This window comes from Vibrio tetraodonis (genome assembly GCF_003350295.1).
GTDB classification, from domain to species: domain Bacteria; phylum Pseudomonadota; class Gammaproteobacteria; order Enterobacterales; family Vibrionaceae; genus Vibrio; species Vibrio tetraodonis.
The window spans coordinates 275,872-296,398 of record NZ_QLYY01000005.1 but is presented as its reverse complement, the minus strand read 5'-3'; the positions used below and the strand labels follow the sequence as shown (position 1 = coordinate 296,398).

The following is a 20,527-nucleotide window of genomic DNA, read 5'->3' as shown; positions in this document are numbered from 1 at the left end:
TTTTTTGGGGGGAAACGTGTACCTACTTGTTGGACATTTGACATGACTGTTTTGGCAAGAAAAATTGGCGTGCTCTCCGCTGCTGTGACTTTGGGTGGTGTATTGCTGTGGCTTGACATTGACTTGGGTGATGAAGCCGATATTGCTCAATCTAGTAGAGTGACGGCTAAGGCTGATGTTAGTCAGCTACCATCAGATATTGGCTCAACTACCCCTTATCCAGCTTTAGCAGTTAAAAATGTGCAACCCAACTGGCACAATGTCGCATTGCGTCATGAAGATGAACTCAGTTTTCCGTCCTATTCCCAACCGATTAAAAATAGCACCTATCAAAACTGGAATCAGTTTATACCCATAGAGGTTCCTGTTTTGAATGGACAAACGACCGCAGCCCTAGTGGCTGAGAAGTTTCGCTACTTTTATCCTGAAGCGATTCAGGTGGAGTTAGTGAGCAATGAAGTGGTTCAAACAGCCACACTAGATGTAGTTGATACAAATACTCAGATGTCCTTGGCCTCTTTTGATATTGATGATGGGAAATGGCACATTACACCCTCTAAAACTTGGCCCCAAGAGTTGAGGTTGGTGGCCAGAATCGATTTCAGTAGAGGCTATGATGTTATTAGTGCCGATGTTCGCTTGTATCATTCTGTGGCGAGTATCGATTCGGTATCTCCGAGTTTCGCAAAAGGTCCAGATTTAGTGATACCCGTTAATTTAGACATCAAGAAAGCAGGCATATTTCGTCTTAGGGCTAACTTGTATAAAACGGATGGTACTGCTTTAGCGTCCTTGGTTGAAAAAGAGCACTTGTTGGAAGGGTTACAAACAATGGAGCTTAAAGCATATAAACGAGTGTTGCCAAGTGGAAGATCCAGTTATGAATTGGGCGATATCATCATAGAACGTATGTCGGGCTTCCCAGGAGAGAAGGCTATGTATGGTAATGCTAGGCCTGAACGTTTCCCACTAGGGAGTTTTGACACGGACTCCCTTACCGATGAAGCTTATCAAATGACAGACCATGAGCGCCAGCAGCTCAAATTCTTAAATCAATTGGCTGGCAACTAACTCTGTTCTGTTGTGCTAACTGTACAAACCTTTGCTTCAAATTGATTGGCTGGCAGTACCGAGCAGTGTTAATCTTTTTCTACAAGCCGAGCAAAAGACAAATCTGAGCTTTTAACCAAACTCCCAATTTATTAGGCGGTATTATGCGTGGCGCTCATCAGCCAGACTTGAATCAGTCAACTTCTCATCTTTCATCAAGCCGTTCAACCATGACTGAACGGCGATCTTTGCATGTATTGGTCGAATTAATACAATTTATTGGTCCATACCGCTGGAAAGTTTCGGCTGCGTTGCTGGCTTTAGTCATGACCGCATGCCTAACATTATCTGTTGGCCAAGGAATTCGACTACTTATTGATCAAGGTTTTGCCCAGCAATCTGGAGAAGCACTTAATGTGGCCATCGGTTTTATTCTATTGGTCACGTCATTGATTTCACTCGGCACATTCTTTCGTTTTTACCTAGTGTCTAGTGTTGGGGAGAGAGTAAGTGCAGACATACGTCTCGCGGTATTTAATCATGTTGTAACACTGCATCCTAGTTACTTTGAAACTCACGGAAGCGGCGATATAATGGCCAGAATAACAACAGATACTACATTGCTGCAAAGCATCATTGGGTCATCACTTTCAATGGCTATGCGTAGTGCTCTGATGTGCTTAGGTGCCATTATTATGTTGTTTGCGACCAATATTAAGTTAACTCTTATTGTTCTGATTTCTGTCCCTGTTATCATTCTACCTATTCTTGTTTACGGTAAGCGAGTTAGAAGACTTTCTCGACAAAGTCAGGATTCTATTGCTGATGTCGGAAGCTATGCAGGTGAAGCGATAGAGCAGATTAAAACAGTTCAAAGTTATGGAAGACAGAATTTAGAAAGTCATGCTTTCGCTATCGAAGTAGAACAAGCCTATGATATCGGTCGCCGCAGGGTGAAACAAAGGGCCATTCTTATCTCAGGCGTTATCTTAATTGTATTCAGTGCTATTGCAGGTATGCTATGGGTGGGTGGCAATGATGTGATCAATGGCACTATTTCAGGTGGAGACCTAGCAGCGTTTGTTTTCTATTCGGTTATGGTCGCATCATCGTTGGCAAACATATCTGAAGTGATGGGCGAGCTGCAAAGAGCGGCGGGAGCAACGGAGAGATTGATTGAACTTCTTCAAGTTGAGAGCCAAATTACCTTCCCGAGTAAGCCTTCAACGGATGTAGCTTGCTTATCTACCGAGCTTAGATTTGATGATGTCACTTTTTCTTATCCATCGAGACCGGAACAACCTGCTATTGAAAAGCTGAAGCTAACGGTAAAAAAAGGCCAAGTAGTTGCGCTAGTAGGGCATTCAGGGGCAGGAAAAACAACATTGTTTGAATTATTACAGAGGTTCTATGATCCGCAGTATGGTTCAATAACACTTGGCGGTACCGATATTCGTGATTTGGATCTTAACGCTTTCCGTAAAAAAATGGCGATTGTTCCTCAACAGCCCGCTTTATTTAGTCAAGATGTATTTTATAACATTCGGTATGGTAAGCCGGATGCTACGGATGAAGAAGTGATTAATGCAGCGAAAAAAGCGCATGCGCATGATTTTATCCTTAAATTACCTGATGGCTATAATAGCTTCCTTGGTGAGCGAGGCGTTCGTCTTTCTGGTGGGCAACGTCAGCGTCTCGCAATAGCACGAGCTATTCTTAAGGATCCAGAGATATTACTACTTGATGAAGCAACAAGTGCACTAGATAGTGAGAGTGAACACCATATTCAACAGGCGCTTGATGCTTTGATGCAAAATAGAACAACGGTCATTATTGCTCATCGACTATCGACTATCCAACATGCCGATCAGATAGCGGTGTTAGAGCAGGGTAAATTAGTCGATATTGCCGACCATAAGCAGCTACTTAATCGCTGTGAGTTGTATCAGCGGCTGGTCGCCCTACAGTTTAATCCGGTCAATGAGTAGGTATAGAGCACAGCCTAAAATGAGACTACCCTGAAAGCCCTTAAAGAGTCGCATCATAATGAAAGTCAAGTGTATTTTCAAATTAGGAATTTGGAGTGGAATGCTCATAATATACTGAATATAAAGGGTTAAATGTTTGGTTTGAAACTTGCTTGCACTGCTTTGTAACCTTCATTAGCAGAGTAAAAATATGGCAAATTTCAAACCTCTTATCATAGCATTCGGATGTTTACCTGGTTTTACCCAAGCTTTAACTACCGATGACTTCACCTTTGTATCAGGTGATGCGGTGAGCAATTATTCTCTGAAGGGAAAACCAACCAACGCCTATTCTATTGCAGACTCATTGCCGCAGGATGTTCTAAAAAATGTCTACTCAATGCTGCCTGAAGGCGCTGTCGTAAACAGCGCCTTCATTGCGCCAGATAAGTACTCAAGCATCGATATTGATGATGAACTCAACGGCGCTCCTTATGCTACGGCTAAGGTAACGTTTTTAAACGAGGGGGCAGGGTATAGAAATAGTTTGGGGTATTTCGTCTTTGATACTAACAATCCGCCAACTTCAAAAGATGAAGTCGCTGCTCACGTTATTATCTTCCCAAATGCTTCCAAACCTGGAGAAGGTGAACTTCAAGAAGGGGATACGATAGACCTCAACGTTCAGCTAACTAGCGGCCAAACCCTTGCTTTTTTCGTCATACCTAATGGGTGGGGTTGGAGTGGTTCTTATAATAATATCAACAGTTTGGGTAATTGGGGGACGCCATTCTACAGTTATCCAGCCATAAATCCTGAGAATACAGCGGAACATCGAAGGCATAATGTTGCGTTTATCGATCCAGCGAATGAATTCTTGGTGTTGGGGTTTGAAGATCTTTATAGGCCAAACGGTGATAATGATTTCAATGACTTAATTTTTACTGTACAGGTGTCCCCTTTTACAGCTGTAGATGGTGTAAACCTTGACGGTTCTACGGACTCTAAATACGAAACGCTAACACAACAAAACGATCCAGATATTACGGTTACCTCGGTTTATCCAAGTTCTGATACCTATGCAATAATGGGGTTCGAAGATAGGTGGCCATTAATGGGTGATTATGATTTTAACGATGTGGTTCTGAAGTATCGTGTTGTAGAGCAGCTTAACGGTCAACGCGAATTGAAAAGTATCAGCATTGATTACACTGTGCAGGCGATGGGAGCAGGTTACTCTAACGGTTTTGCGGTCAAGTTGCCCAATGTTGCCCAAAGTAATATTTCATCAGCGGTGGTTACACGTAATGGAGTAGAGTTAGCGCACAGTGTTGTAGATCCCGAAGATAGTGATACGGTATTGATTGTTGAAGAGAATTTGAGGTCTACGCTAGTAGAGCTGGGAGAGTTGTCTGCTGAGTGTAACTTCTATCGTACACAAAGTCAGTGCCTTGATACACAGAATGAAAATGTTCTTAATTACCAATTGTCAGTCTCTTTTACTACACCAGTCGCACGAGATTTAATTGGTTACCCCCCCTATGATTCGTTTATTTTTGCCGCTACTAATACTTATCACGGAAACTTTTTCCAGTATATGCCGGGAATGAAGTGGCAAACTCATTTCAAAAAATTCACTGGAACTAGTCGAATGGATACAAGCTTATACAACCAATACGACGATCATTCATACGGGTCACAATGTTTTTTGACTGCTAACAATATGCCTTGGGCTATTAATGTGAGGGACGATTGGGCTCACCCAATGGAATATATAGATATCAGCCAAGCATATACCAATTTTCCCAAATGGGTCGAAAGCAGTGGTGAAACTAACAGCGGTTGGTATCAACAACCAAGCAATGGCTTAGTTGTACCAAGTTCGAATCAATAAGGAGTGTAGAATGAAACTAAAATGTAAACCTGTAATACTCATGACTTCCTTATTCCTTATGGCATGTGGTGGCGGAGGAGGCGATGGTGGAGACGTCGCTGGCGGTAATAGCGGTCAAACGGCAGTTTCTGAAGCAACAGTCAGATCGCAAGATATTGTCGCTGATAGGGATTTTGATTTTGAGCTAGGGAGTGAGATAACTCTGTCGGTTGATAATTCAAGCGGTGAGACTGGGGCGCTTCATTTGTACTCTAGTGTTGAGTATGTATCGCAAGACGGGACGATATACGCTGATCCTATGTCCCGAATTACCACTATTTACCCCAATGAAACACCGACAGTTTCGATTGAAGTAAATGAAAATTGGTCTCAGTTATACGCGCAATGGGTGCCAATGAATAGTGGCTCTATGGAGAGGTCCTGGGTAATTGAATTAAACCAACCGAGCCAAAGCTACAGTCTTTCATTTTGAGTCAAATAGTTGGTCAATAAAGTTTTTATTATTGACCAACGCATATAGTTCACACATCTCCTGGCTGTTCTTGAGTGGCGTTCCATCCCATGAAATTATACCAATGGTAACGAGCTATACCAGTATATTCATGCAGCGCAAAATCAGTAACGGCGAAGTTGTACCAAAGTGGTATGGTAGAAACCCTAGCGTCCATATAATCAGCCCTAACAGGCAAGGTGTTAACCCCGAAGTGCTTAAAGTAGAGCTGACTTCGTTTCATGTGTAAGCCAGAAGAGACTAACACCACAGTTTCTGTTTGTTGTTGGTTAAGAAGTACTGAAGTGAACTGAGCATTTTTCCAAGTGTTGACGCTGTCCGCTTCCAGAACGATGTCTTGTACAGGGATGTCGAGTCTTAATAGTTCCTTTTTATAGATATCAGCTTCAGTAACACCGTTTCCTTGTGCATCCCCACCACTAATGATGATCTTACATATCGAATCTTGTTCGGCGCAGTCGTAGTATTGTGCTGCCGTTTCATGTATTCGTCCAAAGGAAAAGAAGCTTGGTTCAAAGTTATTACTTCTTTCAATAAATTGTGTACCAGCACCGAGTAAAACGATGGCATTATTGTCTGACCATTTCACTTTATGTTTCACTTGATACTGTTCTTGTAATGTGGACAGTAAATAGCTAGGAATAATTCCTGTGCCTATAAGTAAAAATAGAGAAGAAAACATCAGTAATGAAACAAAAAATACTTTTCTCCATTTTAACGCTTTGGCTGTAAACGCAAATATTAGCAATAAAGAAAAAATAACAAAACTCATACATACCCTTTAGTTAAAAATCACCCACCCAATGAAAGTAATACTCATAAGTATACCTGAACTTAGCCTTTGATGTATGTATAAACTTTAATAGTACTATAATTTATTTTTGATAAAAATATTTAAATATCAGTACTTTATTAGATAAAACAGTGAGCTAAAAACCTTAAATTTTGCATGTTTATTACGTTTTTTTATTTTAAAATGATCATGGTCAAATTTTCATGACTACTTTTAAAGCAAAATCCATATAATGTTTACCATGTCTATTAGGTAGATTTAAAAAGTATTATATAAGAAAATACAAGAATAAAATTAAAAATAATTATCTTAAATATGGTTATTAATACTGTGGATATTTTATTGTTTGTCTTAACAAATTTTTATCTTTCAACTATTAATAACCTTTCAATCTATATAGATAATAAAATAAATAGGCATACAAGATGCGAGTATTACTTACTTCTTTAGTCGTGCTTAAGAATTAAAAGCTCCGTGATCATAAACGGAGCTTGTCAGTAGATTACTGAAACTGGATGTGGACCTAAGTTTAATACTATTGTGAAGAATCTGCTTGCTTGTTTTGAGGCACTTTTCTCTGTAAATGTAATGCCTTAGCAATTTTGCTTTTGTTGCTGAGTGCTTTTGAACGCTCAGCTTTGAACGGTTTTTTCGTCCATGTCGCTTTATGTAGCTTTTCTGTTTTTACAAATTGGCTAATCAGCAATAGATTCAAAGCCTCAAGAGTGTTAGCGAAAATGTCTTCATACTGTTTGTCTTCCGCTTCTTCTACCGCTTTCTTATAGGCCCGCATATGGTCAAAAAATTCGGTTTCTGTTATCAGAGATCGGCCCTCTTTTTGCGCCTCTTGCAGTAGTGTATGTGCTTGATGGTTCGCGGCACTATCGGTATCGCTCATTTTAACAAACATTTGTTGGAAACTGGCTTGGTGTAATTGTACAAATTCATTCCAAGGGTTTTCTTTTGAGGTAAGATCTTTACCCGCATCTTTATACAGTTTATTAAATCTGACTAGGCTGTATATAAGATCGTTAGGGTCAATATCTTCGCCGACCACTTTTTGCTGCCTTTGTTGATAGCGTAAGTTGGCATCGAGTGAATAGCCAGCTCCCGTTTGAAGACTGCCAGTTGTGCTTGTTACTATATCGCTCCCCACATAGTAGCGGGTGAACTGGCGCTGCACTTGGTCATTAAAGGCGAGCTGTTTGGCGTCAGGCTTAAACCAACGTTTCTGTATGGTAACTAACCCTGTCAGGTCGAGTTGTAATAGGGTTTTTATGCTAATAATAGAGTCGAGCTGGTGGCTAGCCAATGCTTCAGAAAGCTGCTGTTGTAGCTTAGGAAGCTGCAGTAGATCGGTTAAATTAGTGCTTGCTGACAGTGTAACGTTGACATCTCTGTAGTCGCCGCATCGAACTCGACTTGGATGAATAAAGTGTCGCTCGCGTTCATGAATAGTAAGCGTAATGGGGCCAACTTGCACTTTGGCGGTTTGATTGATGTCTTTTTTGGTCTCCGTAACATGTTGTCTGACTTTGGTAAGTCGATTAAGTCGAGTTTGAGAGTAGTTAAAGTCAACGTTTTGCAGCGCTTGCTTTACGCGGTCTGTAAGGCGAGAAAAATCGTTTTCTGAATGTGTTGAACACGGGGATAACTCGCGAGCAGAAGCATTCAGCCATGCATGGCACAAATGGAAAAATTGCAATTGTTGATGGCGGCCAATATTGCCATATTTATCTTCTAATCTGTGCTTATTGCATTCATGCGATCTATTCCATCGAGTGGATGACTTGAGATAATCATGTTTTTTGACGCTACTGGAGTAATCTATGATGTCTTTTTCTAATTGCTCCGAAAAGGCGATCCATTCCTTGGGCTGTTTGGTATCGGGCAAAAAAGCGTTGAGAAAAGGCGCAACTTGAGTGATTTTTTCTGGCTTTGTTAGATGCTGGGTAAGGTCTTCATACACTGTCTCAACGGTGCTTTCTTTGCTTTTGGAAGCTTGCACTGCAGCTTGAGCTCCGAGTGTATAATGAGGACTAATCGCAAGCTTTGCTGTTGCATTTACCTCGCCCTCAGAGGTTCGCCTATTTTTGATACCATGCTTATATGCTTTCTTCTGCTCTGGTCGAATTGACTGATATAGGTGATCAAACTTCTTGTCATCTAAGTTGGTCAGATGCTCAGAGAGTAGAGGGACCAAAGTATCTTTAGCATTCAGGGCTTTTTGCTGCTGCTGTATCAGTTTAGATGAGGATTTTTTTGCTAGATACTGAGCAAGCTCGGTGTGATTGGTAAATTTTTTGTATTTAGTTTGAGTTGTTGAAAACTGAGTTTGAGCGCCTGCACCCAACTCAACTTGGTCACCTATTTTAAAAGACAGGCCTGTCCACAGCCTAGCCATAACACGTTGAACTTTGTTGACTCGCACTGAGCCTTCATCATTATTATCTAGGCGACGGCCAGACTCGAAGCCTAATGTTTTACTCAATACTTTCGCGCCGCTTGCATCAACACTACCAGTGATATTAATGCCCGTGGAGGTTTGCTGCCTAGAGCCCACTTTACCCAAAAAAGCCGTTTCTTTACAGTACTTTTCAGTTCGTGATTTATGATCTTCTACTAATTTGTCAATTTTACTTAATCGCCCGAGCTCTTTATTTAATAATCGAGCCTCTTTTAAATTGATGTTATCGCTTATAACGCTATCTTTGCCAACTTGATGAAGCTTTAACGTTTTCACTTGATGCGATATATCTTTCTTCAGCCGTGAAAGCTTGACATTGTTAGCGTCAATTTTTCTATTTTTGATATGAACAATACACTGGGCTAGGCTAGGCAGCTTGTAAGATTGCACATGTTCGCTAATCGAGCGAAGAGTAGGAAGATGAGTATCAATGTTCTGCATTTGTAAAACTGTTGTCATAAGTTGTTGGCATGTAAGCTAAACTCCGAATATTTCGTTTTTATGAATATATTGTCGTATGTGTATTTTTTGTACGTTATGGATTTACCTGGTGCAAACACTAGTCATTCAAATGTTGGCAGAAGATCACAAGGCTCTCACTAATAAAATTTATAATTGCTGTCTCTATATCATAATTTATGAAAAATATGAGTCGTTGTGCTTGTTAGAGTTGTTGGCCCTAAAAGTATTGCTATCTCTCGTAACCTGTATCCACTATTACTACTGTTTTTAGCACATAAATTAAATAGCCTGCTTGACCATTTGTATATTATAAATCTGTTATTTCATAGACTGTTTTATTGGGCGCAGATCATAAATAACAATTAAATGTAAATAATAATAAGATCTATAGTTTGACATAAAACCATCAAGAACTAGCTTTAATTTATTAATTACTGTGAAGCGGAAAATTTAAATGGGAGCTAAGGTTGATTTAGACTTTTCATTAAAAAATTCTATGTTTAATGAAATTAATAAGCAGTGCCAAAGGTTAGATTACTTTGTCAAAAATACCTTTAAGGATAAGGACGTAGAAATAAGATTGTTAAATAATAGTCAAGATCTGGAGGAATTATCATATTTAAGAAAGAAAGTTTATTCAGAGAAAAATGAATCTATTTTACATGGATATAAAGAAAAATTATTTCTGGACGAATATGATATAGACTCATATATATTTTCTTTTTTCTCAGAAGGAAAAATGACAGCAAGTCAAAGAGTGCGCTTTTATCCTTTTGAAGTAGGTCACTATATTAATGACAATGATATAACAGCCTTTTTAGGTCAAGGTTTGGAAAATGATTATATTGAGTATTCTAGATTAGTCGTTGATAACACTCCGGGGATCAGAAGTCGCATGGTCGCGCATTGCTTGGCGCTTGTTTCCTCGACATCCATCATACTCTCGACAGGTATTCGAAATGCTATTACATACACTAAGCCTAGAATGTCTCGTAAGAATATTAGCTTTAGTAACGACACATTGGAGTTCTATATCAAGGAAAGAGATCATAACTACTTACTATTTAAAGTAGATATGTTTCAAGACATGATAAAACGTCTAAATCTGGATGTTGATAGCGAAGAAGAAGCGATCGACATTCTGGATGAAAGAGTTAACAACAAGCAGAGTATCTAACTTTATGAAAGAAAATATTTCCTTGGTACAAGAATTTTATACCGATGTTTTTATAAATAGAGATTTTTCTAGATGTAAAGAATACATGGATGAAAATTATATTAACAATAGCAACTTTGTTGATAATGGAAGAGATGGATTTATGGAGTACTTTAGTAATTATAGTAAGAAGTTTCCTAATGGTTCAGCTTCTATAGAAAAGATACTTTCAAGTGATGATCATGTACTTGTTTATGCAAATCATTGGACAAAATTATTAGGTTTGACACTAAGGTACAAAGCTATAGATATTTATGAAATAAAAAACAATAAAATAAAAGAGCATTGGGACTCTGTTGAAGGATTGAATGGAATATCGATATTCATATTTATGGTTAAACGTATATTTGGGTTATAAGGGTGAATAATGTCTAACTTAATTAATGAGTTAAAAGAAATATGTGATTATGAATGGAGTAAAATAAAGCGAGGGCAATTCTTTAAGCTAGCAATGGAAATGGATAATCCGGATCTCTATGTTCTTGCTATGGTACAAGTGTATCACTACACCAAGTATAATTCTCTAAATCAAGCTTCGGCGGTATTTCCAGAAAGCTATAAGAATATTGGTTTGATCCATTTTGCTTTGAAACATGCAATGGAGGAACTAGGTCACGAAAATATGGCGGCTCATGACTTGAAATCACTTGGGATCAATGAAGATGTTCTCAAGTCACCGCCATTGCCAGCGACGGCAGCACTAAGTGGATATCTAGATAGTGTTGCGATGAAATTGGGTGTGGCAGCTCGCCTTGGCTACAGTTTTTGGGCTGAAGATAGTTATGAACATCTGCAGCCGCTGTTAGAAGTATGTAAAAGCAGGCTGGGATTGAGAGATGACCAAATGACCTTCTTTATTGCCCATGCGGAAATTGATGCCCAACATGCCAAAGATGTGGAGATGGCGATCACTAAGTGGGTGACATCAGATATCGATAGGGAAAACATTAAGCAGGTAGCGAGAGTGACATTAAATCTTACGGGTAAAATACTTGAGGATGTTGCCGAGCAGTATCTTGAAAGGCAGTCGAATATTAATGCCTAAACATACCATTAAAGTGAACGGTGAGTTGATTGATTGTGCGCATAACCAAGGCCTTTCTTTGCTAAGCCAATTAGAGCAGGTTGGCTATTGTATACCCAGGGGTTGCGGTATTGGTTGCTGTGGCGTGTGCAAGCTCAGACTTAGCAAAGGTCAAGTGGTTATGGATCACAAAGGTGGCATATCAGACAAAGATATTGAGCAGGGCTATATATTACCCTGCTGCTCTTATCCTAGCGAAGATATAGAGATTCAAGTGTAGTTACCATCTCTTAATATACCGTTTGTGGTACAGAGGTAGTCACGTTGTTGCCAATACCTAGCTGTCCGTTAATATTATCTCCCCAGCATTTCATAACACCATTATTGAGTAAGGCACACGAATGTTGCTTGCCCAAAGAGATGCTGTCTATATCCTGGCTTATATCCACGTTAACAGGTCTTTCCTGAGTAATGTCATTACCATTGCCCAATTGTCCATACTGATTGTTCCCCCAGCATTGCAGACTAGAGTCTGAGAGAACTGCACACACATGGTAGTCACCCGCAGCTAAATCAACAGCATTATCGATGAGATCGACATTCTGAGGTAAGGCTGAATTTTGTCTACTTCCGATTCCTAGTTGACCAAATTGATTGTTACCCCAGCATGAGACACGGTTATTTTCCATCAGAGCACAACCAAAGAATTTTCCGGTAGAGATCTTGATAGCTCTACTCTCAAGGCCTACGGTTTGAGGCAATAAGTATGAACGAGTGTCTTGTACATGCCAGGGTGGAAAACCAATACCTAGCTGCCCAAAGTAATTGTTCCCCCAACATTTAACCTGTCCACTATCGTTAAGTAGGCATGAAAAGTTACCCCCAGTTTCAATTTGTTCGATACCTTGCTCGTTAAGAACGGCTTGGGGATAAAGTCGTGGGTTGGTTGATCCTGTTCCTAATTGACCATAAAAATTTTCTCCCCAACATTTAGCGGTTTTGTCAGCGAGAATGTAGCAAGCATGATCATGACCAATACTAATCTTAGTGGGAATATCGTCTAGTTCGTAATCGGTTGGAGAGATGATCCGATGCAAATTTGGTCCCAGTAGGTGTCTACGGTTGCTCCCCCAACATTTTACAGAGCCATTGGTTAATGTTAAGCAAGCATGGGTCCCTCCCAAATCAACCGAATAGATAGAATGACGAATATTGACGTTTTGTGGCGTGTTAAAAAAATCCAGATCCGACACACCCACCCCTACTTCACCAGAATAGTTATTTCCCCAGCAGCTTAACTGGCCATATGTAGATATGGCACAAGTATGAGTACTACCCAGGTCCATATGCTGCCATGTACGAGGTACTTGAGCTTGGACCGAGGCAATCCCGAGTAATAACAGTATGAAACCAACTTTCATTAATAGCCTCTGCTTTATTATTGTGTGAATATGCATCCTGACTAATAACGTGTGAATTTTCTAGAGGTTTAGATAAAAAATCATTACTTTATTTAATTGAATTAAAAGGGTTTTATATGGGTACCTTATATCTCCGTATAAGATTTTTAGTATCGAGTGTATGTTTGGGCTTTCAATGATGCCCAAACATGTATTTTTTACTGATGAGGTCAGGTAATAGGCAGATGGATTTCTGTTAGCAGGTCACACTCATCCACTTGATGGCTAAAGTTTATATACCGAAAGAAGCAAGGAAAATCCCGTAAACTGGCTCCGCTTTGAGGAAGCCACTTTTGATATAGGTATTCTATCGTTTCATTCATACGGCTATAGCTTCCCTTGTGAATTACCACTGCGCATCTACCGCTAGGGATGACTCCAGATTTTACCCCATATTCATTTTCTGGTATTTTTCCTTGATAAGAACCGCAAATATCAAACTGGAACTCTTCATCTGGTGTGATACTTGGGTCAGAGTGCGGGATACCAAATGTGTCATGTGTTTTTATTGGCGATAATCCTGTCGACTTTCGCCACTGTATAAACTTTGAGACGGTTTCGTAAATCAGCTTTTCAGAGCCGATATGCTCAATTAAAGCAATTTGGGTTTGTTTGAAATCAATGATGTTTACATCCATTACCTTATCTCCAACTTTTGGGGGATGATAGTCATATCGTGAGTGCCAACCATGCCACTCAGGTTGATTTCTAAATTGAGAAGGAGACTGACCAAATATTCTCGAAAAAGCGCGAGAAAATGCCTCTAGGCTTTCAAAGTGCGCTTCAAATGCAATGTCCGTAATACTTACTTCATGTTCGAATGCCAAACGAAATGACGCTCTCTTCATGCGAACCAACAATACATATTGGGTAGCACTTATACCCACAGAAGACTTGAATATTCGATGAAAATGGTATTTGGAACTTGCTGCCAGTGCGCTGAGTTGTTCTAGTGTGAACTCATCATCTAGATGATGATCAATAAAATCGCATACTTTTTTGATATGCTGCTCACGGCGTTTGGTCGTTGTCATTCTTTGCTTATTCCCAATTCAGAAGTCGCACTAATAGTAATTAAGATGGTTTATGGTTGCTTGATTGAGATTGCGAGATCTCTTTCTAAGCTGGTTTATACGTAAAAATGAAAACAGCATGATTTTCAATCTGAGAGTCTGTTAATAGGTGTTTTGGCTAGTTTAGTGTAATCTGAGTCCAATTGTTTAAAGAGGTTTTCTTCATGTCAAAAAAATCAAAACTTCATAACGAAGACAAACTAGTCAAAAAAGCGTTAGAAATTGGTGGTAAAATGGCCAAGATGCAGGGTTTTGACTTACCTCAGTCTCCTCAGCCTTTGAAAGTAAAAGCCATCTATCTGTTTTTGGTTGATGCTAAGCAAATTACACCCTTGCCAGAGAGTAAACTTGATGGAAGCAGTATCAAACATAGATTAGCACTCTGGATTCATAATGCCTTACCGGACGATGATCCTTTGAAATAGAGGTGTTGGGACTTCCATACACGATAAATTGAGTAACAAGCGATGGAGTTTGAATACTTGCTCCTGCTACCGAGGGCCGTTAAAAGTTGTAAGACATGTTAAGCCAAAATGTTGGGGTTGTTATGCGGCTATCTGATTGCGGAGGCCCACCAACCGTTCGCCATGCGACTGTAGTATCCATCTCAATGTTTTTAAATGTATATTGAAAACCTAAACCAGCGCCTCCTATGGTTCTGTCATTATCTAATGTTGTCCAAGGAGTATGATTTGTTCTGGTATACCCATAATCAAAAAATAGATATGAGCTAACTCTAGTGTTATAGACACGACGAAGCTCTATCTGGCTTAAAATACCCTCATCCCCGTATGACTCTCCAACAGGGTAAGCGCGGACTCCATTTGGTCCTCCAAGGCCAAAATCTTCTGAAGAATCAAGGTTCTCAAATGCCTTTTGACCTGTAATCCGAACGTATAGGCTGTGGAATTTGATAGGAAGATTATTGATGCGTCGCACGTCGAAATTTATCTTATCAAACACACCATCAGTATGAGCGGTTAGATTATCAATCGCATATAAACCGTCATCAAGGTCAAGGAAGCCATGAGTCCAAGTTATCGAGCCATATGTTACCCCACCTCCACCTATTAGATCTTTAAAATCAAAGTTTAATGCCGTGGTGATAACATGACTTGATTTCTCAGCTTTTGTCGCTGTAGCCCCTTGTTTATCGACCAACCATTTTTGCTGATAGGTGGTGAAAAGTGATATATTTTGTTGCTGGGATCGTACTAAAGGATATTTTAAGCCTGCACTTAATATATCTGCTGTGCCGTGAGCATCTAGGCTCGTAAACTCTTTACCTAATTGATAATCCGTATGTTGAATCCCAATATTTCCTCGTAAGCCAGGATAAAGCAGTGGTAAGCCGTATGACAATGAACCGAACCACATATTTTCTTCAGTGTACACCAGGCTAGTGTCTAGTTTGTCACCAAATATGAAAGGGCTATTTAGATAGCCATCTAGCTGAATACGTCCACTTCCCGTATAACGATTCCCCTTGTTATCCAGTTTAACGCTCCCTCCATAAGGTTTGTCAGGGCGAATGTTTACAACGAGATCTCCTAAGCCAATCTTTTCGCCGGGCTTAACCACAGGAATCACGCTGAATCCGGGTTGATCATCTAAGATCAGGCAGATGTTTTCAAGCTCAGAGCCTTTTATGACACTTCCCGAATTAAGCACAGATAAATACTCTTGCGCTGATTCTTGATATTCGACACTAGTGTCGTCGCTTGATACTGAAATCTTGCCATAGCGACCTTCAATGATTTCTATTTTGAGTTTACCTTCTGTTAAGGTTTGAGCTGGTAGGATAGCTCGAGCAAAAGGGTAGTCTTGTTGGTGGTAGAAGTCTGTTATTTTTCTGGCCAAGTTTTGTAAACCAGCAAAATCATATTCTTTCCCCTCAATATCTAATATTGCTAATAATGCTTGGTCGTTAAATACAGAGTTACCGTTAAGCTCGATGCTTTCTATTTGAACGATAGCGCCACCTGACTCGATATTTTGAGGTGTTGCTGGGGTTGTAAATGATGGTACAGAGGATGATTTGGGGGTCACAATTTGGTTGTTAAGCTCTTGGCTTGTATGTCCCGCATCAGGTTGTTGCTGAGCTTGAGAAAAATGGGGCATAGTGCTGGTAAGCATGATTAATGTGCTGGACCAAAATAGCGCTACTCTAGTCAAAACCTTCTACCTTTACTCGCCTTTACCATTAATATCGATTTGATTGAATAGGGTCCTGAACTCTGGTGGAGCCCAAGAAGGGAAACGAATACCTCCATCGATGATAAATACCTTTAATGGGCCCAATATATCATTTTCACGGCTTAATAAGGCACTTGAGATAGTGCTGTTATCGTCTGAGGTGTTCGCAGTACTTTCTACATCATTACTGCTGATTTGCACTATATCTAAGGAGCCAATTTCATTTGAATAATCTAACTGGGTAGGAGAGACGACGATTTTGTAGGGTATAGGCGTTATAGACTGAACAACAGACACCGCGGTAGTCTGTGGTATTGAAGAGTCTATTGGCTCAGGTACGGTAATAGGTTGTTCAGTTGCGGCAATAAGACCGGTATCATCAGCCACAGTTTGAACGATGTTTTCAATATCACTGGCTTTTCCGGCAGCGTAATACCAATTAATGCTTTCACTTGTGCTGGGATCTAAGTCGTTCATACGTAAAAATAACGCGTAAGATCCATCAATTTGGTCTGTTATTACTTCCGAGGTGCGCGGATCCTTTTGCATGATTTTGGAAAATTTGCCAAAACCTGTGGTAACAGTATCGGCACCATCAGAGGTTGAATAGAATAATACCGCTGCGCCAGTACCATCGAGTGTTTCAGTAATTTCAATCGCTTTGGCTTGAGTGTTTTGTTCCGAAATCTGAACAAAACCATCGGAGATATTTCCTTTCGCCATATAACTTTTATCTGACTCACCAATAAAGTCGTCCCTAGTACCAATCCATAAACGAACATTGGTTAAGGAGGTCGTAGTACTGTTATTCGATATGGTCGTTGTAGTTCTTACAAATCTTTTATCCTTTCCTAAAGTGTATGAGTGAGTAATATCAATGGTGTTTGCTGTTTCAGCAACATTAACATTAGTCGTTGCCACAAGAGTTCCTATTCCTTCATCGTAGTTGGCTATGTTTATTGAAAGTGAATTCTTAACACTGTCAAGTAAGGTTACGCTGCCTGCCTCTCCGTTGGTTGCCAACACTTCTCCATTGTAATTCCAATTGTTCGTGCCATCCCCATCAGTCCCAACCCCAAAATCTAGTGGATAATCCTGATAAGTCAGTTGGTACCAATCAGCATTGCGGCTCGATGAGGTGCCGTCATCGTAGTAAAAAGGTTGAAGTAGTTCCCCAGTATCCGTTATTGCAGCGTCAGCATTGTCGCCAAATTTGATCAAATTATTACCGAAGTAGAGGTTATTGACTGCTCCGCTACTGCCTTTTTTCCAAGTAAAATTTGATGCCTTGGGGATTAATACGTCTACATTGTCTGCAATTGAATAGGTACTAGTTGATCCCGAAGTCGAATCTAGACCATATTCAAATGCTAAACTCCCAAGGCCCGTTGCCACCAAGTTAGCGTTAATGTTGATATTGTTGTTTGCGGTTAACGTGAGTTTGTTTGCTGACCATGAAACAGCATCATTAACATATAAGTTACCGCCTGTGCCTGTGGTTTGAATTTGCACGTTTCCGCTGGATAAGTTGCTTGATAGTGTAGAACCTGAAATATCTCCTCCACTGGCAGCAACGATAAAGTCGTTAGGGTCTATCAGCCATGTACCACTTTCTCCTTGGGAGGATGATGTAGTAACACGGGTATCATCTTTGATGTCGATATTTTTCGCACTGGTTTCAATAAAACCACCGTTTCCTCCATTTGGTGCGGAAGCATCAATTATCCCTGTTACTTTTGTTGTCCCGTAATCCATATCACCCAGTAGGATAATCTCTCCTTTTTCTCCGGTAGATAAAGTCTGTGCTTCTGTAATACCAGTGTGATTGATGACGCTAGTAGCTAGCTCATCAACAGCCTTTGCCGATAAGTAGATTAATCCCCCATCTGCATGAACAGCTCCACCTTGTGATATCAAGCTTTCAATAGCACCTTCTTCTACTTGAAGTTTCACTGGGCCCCCAAGATCGAGAGTGACTTTATTCCCTGAACCCATTAAAACATTACCAGATTGAGCTGAAATATGACCTTGATTAATTATTTTTGCAGCGATTAATGCAATTGTCCCATCTTGGCTTGCGCTTATATTACCTTGATTAACTATGACGCTAGTGCTTTGTCCTTCAAACACATAGTTGTCAGTCAAAAAATCGTGGGTGCTGATGTCTAATGTTGAGGTGACAAGCCCGCCGACATTAATTTGTGCATCAGAAGTAAACGTTATTCCATTCGGGTTTACGAGAAAAACACGTCCATTTGCATTTAACGCGCCTTGGATGACAGAGACATTGTTTCCTAATACCTTATTTAGTGCTACAGATGATTGAGAAGGTTGAATAAAATTAACAGTATTTTCTTTTCCTATTGAAAAGTCTTGCCAGTGAGTCACAAGTTTTGGGCTGGCTTGGGTAATGTTCATGGTATTCTCAGAAGCGGTAATCTTTCCTGAGCCACTAACAATATCTCCTCCAGTTGGAAGAGTTGCAGAAATAGAAAAAGACAACGATAGTGTAGCCACAAAAAAGAGTGACTTTCCTATAATATGTGGATACATAAGAGCTTTCCTTTACAGCGTATCCTATGTAAAAAATAGCATAAAATTATATGTTTTGATGGTTTTTCAATATCGAGGTTAGATGTATAGCTTAAAAATTAGGAGGGAATATTAGAAGCCTATCTTTATTATTGATATTAGTTTGAAGCCTAGAGGTTGAATGTCACAGTTAAATACTTTTACTAAAGAAGCTATGATGATGTTTTGTTACTAGGCTTGGAGATGTAGAGTAAAGTAGAGTTCGTGATTATTAAAGCCGATAGGCAGACGGTATTCCCCTTGAATCATAGGTTGTTTTATGGCCGTCAAGTAGAATTCTTGTACCATCGGTTTTTTGTATTTCAAACACTTCCCACCCTGATGTTCTTCGCTCTGCTGGCTGTGGCACATAGCCAGCGGGACAGCTAAACGCTTTACTGTCATAATGACTTTCTATTACACGAAATACATTAAAATATCGCCCATTATTTTGTGTAATCCTTGCCCATGTCCCCTCTATCGTTTCGTAGTTTCCATTGTTATCCAGTAACCAATCCCAGTCGCTGCCATCGGGTAGTCCACAATAAACATAAGTCATTGAGTATGATATTGAGGGATAAAGCGACAATATAAATAAAAAATAAGCGAGTATCTTTTTCATTACTATTTAATTTCTGCCATATAAGTTTAAAATATTTTAATTTTTACAATGAGCGAAGGTAATGATTTTGAGGACGGCTAGTATTGTGATAAGACTTATGCCCGTCCATAAAATAGGTCGAGCCATTTGGAAGTGTTATTTGGAATACTTCCCAATATGAGGTATTGCGGTCAGCAGGTTGGAGGTTATAACCCGAGGGGCAATCAAGGTTTTTTTCATCAAAGGTTGCTTTCTCTACGTTGAATACATTGAAGAAACTTGAATCATGAAGAGATACTCTTCTCCATTGCCCTTCTATACTAATGTAGTTTCCTTGTTCATCAAGCAACCAATCCCAATCACTACCATCTGATAAACCACAGTAGATATAAGTGAGAGTTGTCGCTTGAGAAGTATTTATTACACTCATGAAAAAAAATAAAATTACGGCTAATGTCTTCATTATAAAATTGTTCGGTATAATTACATCGGATGTTTTTTAACATAAAAAAAACATTTTTGAATTGGATATTTTAAATTAATTGCCTTTCGTCACTAAAATTGATTATTTTAAAGATAAATCAATCACTATTTTGATCTTTATATTTTATTGGTTAGATATTCTATATCATCCTTTTTATCGTTTATATTATGTGGTTAAATAGTTTATATTATGTGGTTAAATATATTATCGCATTTAATGATTATTAAAAATAAACACATTACTAACTAGTGAGACTCTATGTTAAAAAATAACACTCTTTATTTCATTACTTTCTTTATGGCCTTTGTATCTAATTTAGTCAATGCAGACAATCTACCACAACCAAAAGTGTGTCCAGATAAGTTTCAACCATGGTGCAGTGATATCAAGTTAAAGAAAAATATTACCAATATTATATCCCCAATAGAGAAGGTGAACCGCATCCAAGGTGTTCGATACCAACTTAACGGTTCAGATAGGACAGAGTTTGGCTTCATTGCTCAGGACTTAAAGCTTGTTTATCCTGAAGTTGTTCATGATGATCCAGAAGCAGGTTATTTGAGAGTTGACTATCGCTCAATGATTCCAATCTTGCTCGAAGCCATTAAAGCACAAAATAAGCGCATTCAAACCTTAGAGAGTCAGATGAATAAATAAAAACCATCAATCTCTGACTTCAATATGAAACGGATATTTGGTCTTAATTCTTAGGCTATGATAAATATGGTAATTAATTATATTATCTGGCCTAGATCTAT

General features: G+C 39.4%; 18 protein-coding genes. 10 read left to right on the top strand and 8 right to left on the bottom strand.

Annotation, left to right across the window (positions count from 1 at the left end; translation table 11 throughout):
- The first annotated feature begins 42 nt into the window (after positions 1–42).
- The 4 genes from DPF90_RS01555 (at position 43) to DPF90_RS01540 (ending at position 5,383) form a co-directional block, all read left to right on the top strand.
- Positions 43–1,071: a hypothetical protein gene (locus DPF90_RS01555; RefSeq protein ID WP_114783959.1), complete on the top strand. Its 1,029-nt coding sequence runs from the start codon at positions 43–45 to the stop codon at positions 1,069–1,071.
- A gap of 209 nt (positions 1,072–1,280) precedes the next feature.
- A complete protein-coding gene (locus tag DPF90_RS01550) occupies positions 1,281–3,038 on the top strand; it encodes an ABC transporter transmembrane domain-containing protein (RefSeq protein ID WP_240314444.1) in 1,758 nt (585 codons plus the stop codon).
- A gap of 190 nt (positions 3,039–3,228) precedes the next feature.
- Positions 3,229–4,911: an LruC domain-containing protein gene (locus DPF90_RS01545; RefSeq protein ID WP_114783955.1), complete on the top strand. Its 1,683-nt coding sequence runs from the start codon at positions 3,229–3,231 to the stop codon at positions 4,909–4,911.
- 10 nt (positions 4,912–4,921) lie between these two features.
- Positions 4,922–5,383: a hypothetical protein gene (locus DPF90_RS01540; protein WP_114783953.1), complete on the top strand. Its 462-nt coding sequence runs from the start codon at positions 4,922–4,924 to the stop codon at positions 5,381–5,383.
- A gap of 49 nt (positions 5,384–5,432) precedes the next feature.
- Here the strand turns inward: DPF90_RS01540 and DPF90_RS01535 are convergent, their stop codons facing one another.
- Both DPF90_RS01535 and DPF90_RS01530 read right to left on the bottom strand, forming a co-directional pair.
- Complete coding sequence (locus DPF90_RS01535) at positions 5,433–6,194, bottom strand: YdcF family protein (RefSeq protein WP_114783952.1); 762 nt, start codon at positions 6,192–6,194, stop codon at positions 5,433–5,435.
- Between the two features lie 556 nt (positions 6,195–6,750).
- Positions 6,751–9,141 carry a hypothetical protein gene (locus DPF90_RS01530; RefSeq protein WP_114783950.1) on the bottom strand — a complete coding sequence of 797 codons (2,391 nt, stop codon included), beginning with the start codon at positions 9,139–9,141 and terminating at the stop codon, positions 6,751–6,753.
- Positions 9,142–9,598: 457 nt separating this feature from the next.
- On the opposite strand from DPF90_RS01530, the gene DPF90_RS01525 reads away from it, so the two are divergent.
- The 4 genes from DPF90_RS01525 to DPF90_RS01510 are packed head-to-tail and all read left to right on the top strand — an operon-like array spanning position 9,599 to position 11,664.
- A complete protein-coding gene (locus DPF90_RS01525) occupies positions 9,599–10,321 on the top strand; it encodes a hypothetical protein (protein WP_114783948.1) in 723 nt (240 codons plus the stop codon).
- 4 nt (positions 10,322–10,325) lie between these two features.
- Positions 10,326–10,718 (top strand): nuclear transport factor 2 family protein, encoded by a 393-nt coding sequence (locus DPF90_RS01520; protein ID WP_162813970.1) that lies wholly within the window; start codon positions 10,326–10,328, stop codon positions 10,716–10,718.
- Between the two features lie 9 nt (positions 10,719–10,727).
- Entirely contained in the window at positions 10,728–11,405 is a 678-nt protein-coding gene (locus DPF90_RS01515) for an iron-containing redox enzyme family protein (protein ID WP_114783944.1), read from the top strand.
- Positions 11,398–11,664, top strand: a complete 267-nt coding sequence (locus DPF90_RS01510) for a 2Fe-2S iron-sulfur cluster-binding protein (protein ID WP_114783942.1) — start codon at positions 11,398–11,400, stop codon at positions 11,662–11,664. The genes DPF90_RS01515 and DPF90_RS01510 overlap by 8 nt, the downstream gene beginning before the upstream one ends.
- A gap of 10 nt (positions 11,665–11,674) precedes the next feature.
- On the opposite strand, the gene DPF90_RS01505 is transcribed toward DPF90_RS01510, so the two are convergent.
- Both DPF90_RS01505 and DPF90_RS01500 read right to left on the bottom strand, forming a co-directional pair.
- Positions 11,675–12,805, bottom strand: a complete 1,131-nt coding sequence (locus tag DPF90_RS01505) for an RCC1 domain-containing protein (protein WP_162813969.1) — start codon at positions 12,803–12,805, stop codon at positions 11,675–11,677.
- Between the two features lie 209 nt (positions 12,806–13,014).
- Positions 13,015–13,878: an AraC family transcriptional regulator gene (locus tag DPF90_RS01500; protein WP_114783938.1), complete on the bottom strand. Its 864-nt coding sequence runs from the start codon at positions 13,876–13,878 to the stop codon at positions 13,015–13,017.
- Between the two features lie 203 nt (positions 13,879–14,081).
- Between DPF90_RS01500 and DPF90_RS01495 the strand changes: the two genes are divergently transcribed.
- Positions 14,082–14,342 (top strand): DUF5062 family protein, encoded by a 261-nt coding sequence (locus DPF90_RS01495; RefSeq protein ID WP_114783936.1) that lies wholly within the window; start codon positions 14,082–14,084, stop codon positions 14,340–14,342.
- 79 nt (positions 14,343–14,421) lie between these two features.
- Here DPF90_RS01495 and DPF90_RS01490 read toward each other — a convergent pair whose 3' ends face one another.
- The 4 genes from DPF90_RS01490 to DPF90_RS01475 all read right to left on the bottom strand — a co-directional run bounded on the left by DPF90_RS01490 (position 14,422) and on the right by DPF90_RS01475 (position 19,715).
- Positions 14,422–16,053 carry a ShlB/FhaC/HecB family hemolysin secretion/activation protein gene (locus DPF90_RS01490; RefSeq protein WP_114783934.1) on the bottom strand — a complete coding sequence of 544 codons (1,632 nt, stop codon included), beginning with the start codon at positions 16,051–16,053 and terminating at the stop codon, positions 14,422–14,424.
- Positions 16,054–16,104: 51 nt separating this feature from the next.
- On the bottom strand, positions 16,105–18,666 hold the full coding sequence (locus DPF90_RS01485; protein ID WP_114783932.1) for a two-partner secretion domain-containing protein: 2,562 nt from the start codon (positions 18,664–18,666) through the stop codon (positions 16,105–16,107).
- A gap of 250 nt (positions 18,667–18,916) precedes the next feature.
- On the bottom strand, positions 18,917–19,306 hold the full coding sequence (locus DPF90_RS01480; protein ID WP_114783930.1) for a hypothetical protein: 390 nt from the start codon (positions 19,304–19,306) through the stop codon (positions 18,917–18,919).
- Positions 19,307–19,349: 43 nt separating this feature from the next.
- Positions 19,350–19,715 (bottom strand): hypothetical protein, encoded by a 366-nt coding sequence (locus tag DPF90_RS01475; RefSeq protein ID WP_205395141.1) that lies wholly within the window; start codon positions 19,713–19,715, stop codon positions 19,350–19,352.
- Between the two features lie 312 nt (positions 19,716–20,027).
- Here DPF90_RS01475 and DPF90_RS01470 point away from each other — a divergent pair, with 312 nt between their 5' ends.
- Entirely contained in the window at positions 20,028–20,426 is a 399-nt protein-coding gene (locus tag DPF90_RS01470) for a tail fiber domain-containing protein (RefSeq protein WP_114783926.1), read from the top strand.
- Positions 20,427–20,527 lie beyond the last annotated feature (101 nt).